This window comes from Candidatus Cloacimonadota bacterium, assembly GCA_021734245.1.
Taxonomy (GTDB): Bacteria; Cloacimonadota; Cloacimonadia; order Cloacimonadales; family TCS61; genus B137-G9.
This window is the reverse complement of sequence record JAIPJH010000107.1, coordinates 1-9,281: the sequence shown is the minus strand read 5'-3', so window position 1 is coordinate 9,281 and position 9,281 is coordinate 1. Positions and strand designations below refer to the sequence as shown.

Below are 9,281 nucleotides of genomic sequence, written 5' to 3'. Positions count from 1 at the left end.
CCGGAAGGCTATAAATATTTCTTCTTGCTCTTCTCTTGTTCCCTCGCTTTTACAAAGAGAGGGACAGCAGGGTGAGTTTACAAACTATAATACAAATTCATTTCGTAGGGATGCGGTCGATTGCGCACAGCCACAACTTCCTTCATCTTCTCTTTTATCCAGCTTTCAATAAGTTCTTTATTGAAAACACCTCCTGCCAGCAGATAATCATAATCTTGCTGCAGAGCTTCCAGAGCTTCTTCCAAACTGGTGGGAATGGAAGACAATTTCGCCTGATCTTCTTCGCTCCATTTGAATACATTGTCGTCAAAAGGACCATAACCATTTTCTTTGGTCGGCATAATTTTATTTTTGATGCCGTCCAAACCAGCCATCAAAAGCGCACTCATTGCTAGATAATAATTACAGGTTCCGTCACCTGTACGGAATTCGATGCGTTTCATTTCTTCGCTGACGGCATATTTGGGAATGCGGATAGCAGCGCTGCGATTTGCCAATCCAAAGAAAAGTTTTACCGGGGCTTCAAAGCCGGGCAGAAGTCGTTTGAATGAATTAGTAGAAGGATTTGTGAAAGCGGTTAACGAGCGTCCATGTTTCAGAATTCCACCGATAAAATAGAGAGCTTCCTCACTCAGATCGGCATAATTTCCTTTTTTGTAGAAAACGTTCTTGCCTTTCTTGCGGAGCTGAATATGAAAATGCATACCGTTTCCGGCTTCATCATAAAGCGGTTTCGGCATAAATGTAGCTGTCAGATCATTTTCCAGAGCGCAATTGTGAACAATATCTTTGATATACATCATCTTATCGGTAATTGTATCGAACTCCAGAAGTTCGGTTTCAATTTCCTGCTGACCGGAAAGCCCAACTTCGTGATGGTGATAACGTACAGGACAGCCAATATCTTCGATCATCTGCACCATTTCTTCTCGAATATTGGCATATTTATCAAATGGTGTATCGATGTGATATCCTTTACGATTGGAAACTGCTGTTCCGTCTCTATCTTTGTAGCTGCCGGGCAGATCTTCTTTATTTTCGGAAGAGGTAAATTTGTAGCCTGCACTGGATTTTTTGTTATTGATCTCGGCGTCATTGAAAAGATAAAATTCAAATTCAGGAATCCAGTAAGATTCATCGGCAAAACCTGTTTTCTGCATATATTTTTCGGCACGTTTTGCCACACTGCGCGGATCTTTCAACACGCCAACCCTGGTATCGGCATCACAAATATAGGAAAGCATTCGCACGGTAGGATGATATGTAAACGGATCCATAATTGCAGTTTTCACGTCGGGCAAAAGTATCATGTCACCAGCTTCCACCGATTTCATGCCGGGAATGCTGGAACCATCAAATGGAATACCGTTTTCTACAACATAATCCAGTCTGCGAACCGGAAAAGAAATGTGATACCAATTCCCTACCAGATCGGAATATTTCATATCGATGGTTTTCACTTCATTTTCTTCAATCATTTTTTTTACATCAATCAAATTCATAACTTATCTCCAAATATTTTTTAATCTTTTCACGAACGTCATTCTGACGAATATTTCACGTTTTTCAGTGGAAGAATCTCAGCTCCCCTTTTTAGGGGAGAAATTCAAATTCTTAGTTTTAAGAATTTGGATAGAGGGGTTTTGTAATGAAATTACTAATTCCAATTAAACGAACCCCCTTTCAAGGGGGACTCTAAGATATTTCACTCTATGTTTTTATAACGTTATTCCCGTCAGCAATTTCAAAAAGAAATTGAGCGGCGGCATGATGATAGCTCCGATTATATTCAGTCTGAAAACAAAAGAAACCACCAGGACAATCATCAAAATCTGAGCTCCTTTTTGCTCCTGAGCTGTATATTTATAATACGCTTCGTCGCTTAAAAAACCACCCAGAATTTTACTTCCATCCATCGGTGGAACAGGAATCAGATTAAAAATTCCCAAAGCAAGGTTTATCAGGATGGCATAAAGCAGCATGCTTAGCCAGAATTGAGAAACACTACTGGCTGTGTGTAGAATCTCAGGATTTGCTCTTTTGATCAGGTTGAAAATAACAGAAAGAATAATGGCAAAAGCAAAATTGGAAAGAGGACCTGCTGCTGCAGAAATCGCCATATCACGCTTTTGATCATTAAAGTTATACGGATTTATCGGCACTGGTTTTGCCCAGCCGATGCGAGCAATAAACAACATGATCAATCCCAAAGGATCGATGTGTGAAATGGGATTCAACGTTAATCTGCCAGCTCGTTTGGCGGTGTCATCTCCCAATCTGTAAGCTACATATCCGTGACTGTACTCGTGAATAGTCAGCGAGATCAGCAGAATTGGAAGCTGTATGATTATTTGTAATAAAAAATCCATCTTTCCTCGTATTTCTGTCATCCCTTCCCGAGTAAATAATCGGGACCCAAGATGACAATAATTTAGTGCACGTTATCAAATTCGCAGCTCCTGCTACAAATTATATTTAGCAGAAATTTTGCAATCAAGATTATTGCGTTACCTTCAAAAATCTTCTTTTTCCTACTTTTATAGTAACTTCTTTATCCACTTCCGCAAAAATATCTTTTACTTTTTCACCATCGATGCTGACCGCATTCTGTTTGATCATGCGGCGAGCTTCTCCCCCAGAAGCACAGGTATTACTGGCAGTTAAAATATCGATGATCTTCATGGAGGGTTCAGTTAATTTGAATTCCGGCATCTCGTCGGGAATTTGTTTTTTGGCAAAAACTTTATTAAACTCGGCTTCCGCTTCTTTGGCTTTTTTCTCACCATGATATAAATTCACGATTTCCCGAGCTAAACGCTGTTTTATTACTTTTGGATTCACCGAATCAGTTTTAAGCTGCTGTGCAATTTTATCGATTTCCTCAGGTGAAACTTTAGTGGCATAATTGAAATAGTTCAGGATCATATCATCAGGAATAGACATTGTTTTGCCATATTTATCTTTTGGTGAATCGAAAACAGCGATGTAATTATTCAAAGATTTGCTCATTTTTTCTTTACCGTCTGTTCCCATCAAAATTGGAGAAAGTACGGCGATTTGCTGTTCCTGACCGAAATAACGCTGCATGTCTCTTCCAGCCAGAATATTGAATTTCTGCTCGGTTGCGCCAAGTTCCACATCGGCTTCGATAGCTACGGAATCGTAACCCTGCAGGATGGGATACATAATTTCATGCATTCCCAGAGGAAGTCCGTTTTCATAACGTTTGCGGAATGTGTCGTGCGCCATGAATTGTGCCAGAGTATATTTTCCCATCAAACGCAAAACGTCAGACATCATCATATCGCCAAACCATTCGGTCTGCCAGCGAACTTCGGTTTTATTGGCATCCAGAACTGTGTAGAGTTGATCCATATATTTTTCGGCATTCTTCTTCACTATTTCGGCTGTGATAGGTGGACGTGATTCATCTTTTCCGGTGGGATCTCCAATTTGTGCCGTAAAGTCGCCAATAATAATAACTCCGAGATGCCCCATATCCTGAAATTCCCGCATTTTGCGGATTGGAACCAAGTGACCGATATGAACATCATAACCGGTGGGATCGATACCGTATTTGATGCGAAGCGGTTTGTTTTTATCTTCTGCTTTCTGGAATTTTTTGATCATTTCTTCTTCGGTAATGATCTCTTCCACGCCTTTTTTAACAAGCTTCATTTCCTCTTCAAATTTCATGTTAACCTCATGTTTTAAAACACTATTTTTATCTGCTCCGACCTTCTTAAATCAGAGTATTCCAATAGCTTGAAGCGTGTTTTTACTGTCAACCCCAAAATGGGACTTTGAGACTTTGTGATTTTGTGACAGGGAGACTTGGAGAAAAAGAAGACAGAATTTTCATTCTTTACCCCTCTCCGGCAACTACCGGATATCCCCTCAAACAGGAGAGAAAATTTGGAAAACTCCGATGCAGAGCAGCGAGCAATTCTTTCGATTAATGCCTTATTGTCGTCGTGGAAGATTCATCTCTTTCCACATCCCAGTCATATCCGCATCTCTGGCAACGTCGGTGATCATCGTAATGTTTTGTTGTTGTGATCTCTTCATCCAAATGACGTTTATAGTATTTGGTATTTCCCGAAGTATGCGAATACTCATCGCGTGTTTTCCAAGTCTTAGATTTGGATTTTCCTTTATAAGTAGATCCTTTATCAACCGCACTCCACATAGTCCGGCAACGCGGACAGCGATTGTATAGAATTTTACTTCTGTTTCTCTTAATAAAAATAAACCAGGGAATGAGCGTAAAAATCAGCATGAAAATAAATTGATCGATGACAATATAAATATTTAGAGCTAAGAAAAACAAATATACAAAAAAAGTAAGGATCAGGAAGTTAAGGAATATTACCATGCCATTTCCCAGAAATTTTATAGCAGATATCAGCCTTCTAATAGGCCAGGATAGAAATTGTGGAATTGCAAAGAATAAGAAAAGCACAATAATATAGACAATAATTCCAATAACTTTGATAAACCAGCCTTTACCAGAAAAAAAATCCATCAGTGTTTTGCTGTTTTCTTCTATGAAGTAATTTTTATTTCCATGAAAAATATTATTCAAATTGATGCTGTGGATTAATCCTGCCAATGGTAATCTTTCCGCAATTGCTTTTTTTGCTCCACCGACGATTTCAATTTTTTCAATTTTATTATTTTGGGAAATTAATTTTATACCTTTATGCCTTTTTTGATCTTCAACTGCAATTACATGACTGAAGAAAATCTCTGAAATTGATCTATCAGTACTTTTATAAACTAAAGCATCTGCTGTTCCCAGCTTCTTGTAAGCAGCAGAAACATCTTCTCCAATCAGCATTTTTTCTAATTTCTTGAAAGTATAAATTTTGAAATACCCCTGACTAACTTCCGGTAAACTGTCGAAAAACGGAGAATACATTTTATGACGACTTACATTTCTGATCCTGCCGTCTTTTATCCTAATGTTGTAAACTCCACTGTTTACAACTTTCATCACATAAGCTCTTGTATTGGGAGGTAAAACATCGAACTCGCTTTTATAAACATCTCCTTTGTATGCTTCAACGGAATCTGGATTCGTTACCCAGTAGGAATCGTTAATATCCAGATAATTCACATATCCATATTCTCCGCTGGGAAGTTCAACTTTGAAATAAACTAATGTTTTATGAGCAAGCGGATAAACTTTACTTCCTCTGGGAATTGTCTTCAATTCGAGATATGCATCGCCTTTTGCTTGATAAGTATCCCATAAAAGTGGAGTATCTTTGCGGATTGTCCATTCAATCTTTTTATCGGATTCTTGTGCAGATAAATTAAAAATATATAAAAATACAATTACTAAAATTAAGGTTTTTGATTTCATAATTCACCTCTAATCAACTTTTTTTTTTACTTCTCTCTTATTGGAAAAAATCGCAGAAGATACAATTTTATCCTCTGCGACATTTATTCATACCAAAAAAATTATTAATAGCATTCTTTGTTTCAAATCAATTCGTCAAATTTCTATTTTTTTGCAGGTGATTCTTCAATATTTCCTTTTTTCTTGAAAGAATTGATTATAGATTTAATACCTTTAATTATTAACTTAATCAAACTAGGTAAAAGTTTAATTATCCATAATATTATTTTTACTATTATTTTCAGTAAATCAGCACCAGCATTATCACTCATACTACACCCCTTTCCTTTTTATTATGATTGGCACAATTCATTTTTCAAATCTTCATGTCAACCGATAAATTTAAAACAAATTATTTTTTTATCTACATTTTCCACTTATCCACAAAAAAGTCATAATTTCATATTTATCAACATATTAATCCACACTTTGTGGATAACTTTTATTTTCTATTTGTTCCGTAAAGTATTTTATTATATTAAATTAGCATCATATTAAGATTATTCGATAAAAAATATTGCTCATTTTCGTTGCTTGACAAATCTACTTTCATTTTCAATTTCGGTTAGGTTTTAGTGTATTAATGGTGGTTTACACGATTTTGTGTAATGTGGATAACTCAAAAATTCTAAGAATAAATCTGAGGTAATCCATTATCAACACAGCAGTTTGTGTATAACTCGCAGTTTTGTGTATAAGTTGTGGATAACTTGTGGATTTTGACGGATAAAAAACGTGGGATTGGTAATATGATTGATTTTGAAGAGTTCTGGCAGGGAATTTTAAATACATTACAGGAAAATATTAGTGAACAGGGTTTTAATACCTGGTTCAGTGAAACGAAAGTGATCGATCTTTCCGATAATGAACTTATCGTGAAAGTTCCTACTCAGTTCATTGCAGATTATCTAAATAAAAATTACAGTGAATTGATCTCGGAGATTTGTTTTAATCTTTATGGCAGTAAATACAAAATTAAATTTACAGGATTGCAAGCTCAGAAGCCGAAAACAAGCAATAAATTTGAAAATCCAATTCCTGTGAATGCTGCAACAAATCATCCTACAAAACTAAATTCCAATTACAATTTTGCTCAATTCGTGATCGGAACCAACAACAAATTTGCCCATTCAGCTTCCATGGCTGTGGCAGAATCACCAGGAAATATTTATAATCCTCTTTTTCTGTATGGCGAATCCGGTATGGGAAAAACTCACTTGATGCAGGCTATCGGCAATTTTGTGGTGGAAGAACATGTAGATAAAAAAGTTTTTTATATTACTACCGAAGAGTTTACCAATGAAATGATCAATGCTATCCGCACAAATTCCATGCCGAAATTCCGCAATAAATTCCGCAACTTTGATGTGCTTCTTATTGATGATGTTCATTTCCTTTCCAAAAAAGAAGGAACGCAGGAAGAATTTTTTCACACTTTTAATGCACTTTACGAAAAGAAAAAACAAATCGTTCTTACCAGCGACCGACCACCCAAAGATATTCCTGAACTGGAACAACGGCTTGTTACCCGCTTTGAATGGGGACTTTTAGCCGATCTGAAAAGTCCTGATTTTGAAACGCGAGTTGCCATTCTGAAAAAGAAAGCTGATTTTGAAGGAATAAATCTACGGGATGAAGTTCTGGCTTTTATTGCTGAACATATTTATAGTAATGTACGCGCGCTGGAAGGATCTCTCATCAGAATTTTAGCTTACGCTTCCTACAATAATTTGGATGTAGAGGATATCACAGTCGATATCGTCAGTGAAATTCTGGTGGATATGATCTCCGATAAAATTCAGGAAGTGAACCTGGAAAATATCATGCAGAAAGTTTGTAATGCCTACAACATAACTTCCAATGAAATTTTCGATAAAACCAGGAAGAAAAATATCTCTTTCCCGCGCCAGATCGCCATGTACCTTTCCAACCTGCTGATTCCGCAGCTTTCTTTAAAAGAGATCGCTCAATATTATAAAAGGAAAGATCATACTACTGTTCTGCATGCCAAAAAAACCATTGAAGATCAATTTAAAAACGACCGCGAATTACGTATCCAAATCGAAAGACTTATCAATGAAATAAAGAGATGATAAATATGAAATTAGAACTTTGCAATAATAGTTATCCACTTATCCACGAGGGAATATGTTAATAAGTGTAGATAACTCGTGGATAAAAAACGCAGAAAAAAAAATTGTGGATAAACAAAAAGTTAAAAACAACGAATCCACAAATTATCCACTAGAACACAAAACCGATAATCCTTTGGAAAGAAACAAGATAAATCGTTTGGAAAAGACTTATAACCATATACACACAGCCTACGATAAATACTAATATTATATATAAAAAAGGAGATTTAATGAAAAGAGGTATTAAAATTTTGGCAGTTTGCCTTATCACAATTTTAATAATAATTGGATGTACAGATAAAAAGAATCCGGTGGGAACTGGTGGTCAGCAAGGTCCTACACCAATCGAAATAGAAATTGGATCGGATCAGTTTTCAAATTTTTACAGTTTTGAAGATAGTTTGAAAAATTATAATTCCGATAAGCTTTTAGTGGGAAACTATTACAGCAATGAGTCTGATAATCAGTTAGTTACTTTGCTAAAGTTTACATCACTTGTAGATACATTTTATCAGGAAATCACCAATTCCAAAATTGTCTTAAGAATCAGAGAAAATCACAATTTTGATGTGATAGATAATACAACTTTAAAAGTTGGAAAGATGAACCTCGACTGGTTTGAAAGTACAGCAACCTGGAAAGAACCGACAGATTCCACCAGCTGGACAAATGCAGAGTTTTCTTTGAACGATGGTGATGATTTTGAGCTACTGAATGATCTTGATATTACCTTGGAAAATGAAGATTCACTGACGATTGTAATTCCTGATGATCTGGTAGAAGAATGGATTCTGCAGGACAGCATCAATTATGGATTAGCTTTTTTCACGGAAGATGCAGATAAATTTGTGGAAATATATTCATCCGAAAACGATGATAATGCACCAAAAATTTATTTTGATTATCAGGAAACAGTTGAAGACACCATTGCAACAGTTTACAGAGTTGCGACTCACGATGTTCACATTGGAATTACCGATGATGATTATGCGATTTTCCCGGATCGTTTGATAATTTCTGATATTCAGCCCATTCGTATGACCATGAAATTTGATATTCCGGCAAATATTTTTGCTGATGCAGACACATTTACTACATCTATTGATGACACTCTTCTTTATTTGCAGCGTCTCACGATCAATCGGGCTGATCTGGTTTTAGCTTACGATCCCAATTTACCGTCTGCTTATCCTATCGATACAGGAATGAATATCGATCCCTTTATTCTTGTTTCCGATACTTTGAATCTGAACGATCCAACTAAACCGCTGATTGGAGATGATGATTACGAAGATCTTTACATAGCCAGTTCTTATGATAGTTTAACCAGCGATGCTTTCAAAATTAATATAACTTCAATTGTGCAAAATCTGGTTGCAGGCGAATATGAAAATTACGGGATAATGCTTAGGTCATTATATGAAAGTTATGACTTAAAACATACAGAATTTATGATTGATCCAAAAATAGAAATATTATTCACACCGCCTTATCTTGAAGAATAAAAGGAGAATCTATGTTTAGGACTGTTTCTTTTATTTTGTTGTTAATAATGTTGTTTTCCTGCCAGAAAACTGATGATGAAAATTATGCAGTTGCGCAGGTAAATGATGAAGTATTGCTGATAGAAGATTTGAAAGCAAACTTTAGCCAGCAGCAGTGGAACGACATGACAAAAATTCAGAAAGAAGAAATAGTTCAAGATTGGATTCGACTTACAATGTTGGCACAAGAAGCAA

The 9,281-nt window shown here is 36.1% G+C and carries 9 protein-coding genes; 4 read left to right on the top strand and 5 right to left on the bottom strand.

From position 1 onward, the window contains the following. Nucleotides 1-77 precede the first annotated feature (77 nt). From glnA to K9N40_12165, 5 genes are all read right to left on the bottom strand, one after another. Nucleotides 78-1,502, bottom strand: a complete 1,425-nt coding sequence (gene glnA, locus K9N40_12185; GenBank protein MCF7815227.1) for a type I glutamate--ammonia ligase — start codon at nucleotides 1,500-1,502, stop codon at nucleotides 78-80. A gap of 216 nt (nucleotides 1,503-1,718) precedes the next feature. Next, nucleotides 1,719-2,369, bottom strand: a complete 651-nt coding sequence (locus K9N40_12180; protein ID MCF7815226.1) for a site-2 protease family protein — start codon at nucleotides 2,367-2,369, stop codon at nucleotides 1,719-1,721. Nucleotides 2,370-2,499: 130 nt separating this feature from the next. Continuing rightward, a complete protein-coding gene (tyrS, locus tag K9N40_12175) occupies nucleotides 2,500-3,678 on the bottom strand; it encodes a tyrosine--tRNA ligase (protein MCF7815225.1) in 1,179 nt (392 codons plus the stop codon). 277 nt (nucleotides 3,679-3,955) lie between these two features. Next, entirely contained in the window at nucleotides 3,956-4,921 is a 966-nt protein-coding gene (locus tag K9N40_12170; GenBank protein MCF7815224.1) for a hypothetical protein, read from the bottom strand. A gap of 590 nt (nucleotides 4,922-5,511) precedes the next feature. Beyond that, complete coding sequence (locus K9N40_12165) at nucleotides 5,512-5,679, bottom strand: hypothetical protein (protein MCF7815223.1); 168 nt, start codon at nucleotides 5,677-5,679, stop codon at nucleotides 5,512-5,514. Between the two features lie 480 nt (nucleotides 5,680-6,159). Between K9N40_12165 and dnaA the strand changes: the two genes are divergently transcribed. From dnaA to K9N40_12145, 4 genes are all read left to right on the top strand, one after another. After that, nucleotides 6,160-7,500, top strand: coding sequence for a chromosomal replication initiator protein DnaA (gene dnaA, locus K9N40_12160; protein ID MCF7815222.1), 1,341 nt, complete (start codon nucleotides 6,160-6,162; stop codon nucleotides 7,498-7,500). A gap of 55 nt (nucleotides 7,501-7,555) precedes the next feature. Next, entirely contained in the window at nucleotides 7,556-7,747 is a 192-nt protein-coding gene (locus K9N40_12155; GenBank protein MCF7815221.1) for a hypothetical protein, read from the top strand. 25 nt (nucleotides 7,748-7,772) lie between these two features. After that, nucleotides 7,773-9,047, top strand: coding sequence for a hypothetical protein (locus tag K9N40_12150; protein ID MCF7815220.1), 1,275 nt, complete (start codon nucleotides 7,773-7,775; stop codon nucleotides 9,045-9,047). Between the two features lie 11 nt (nucleotides 9,048-9,058). Beyond that, nucleotides 9,059-9,281: hypothetical protein (locus K9N40_12145; protein MCF7815219.1), on the top strand; the 223-nt coding region annotated here is incomplete at its 3' end.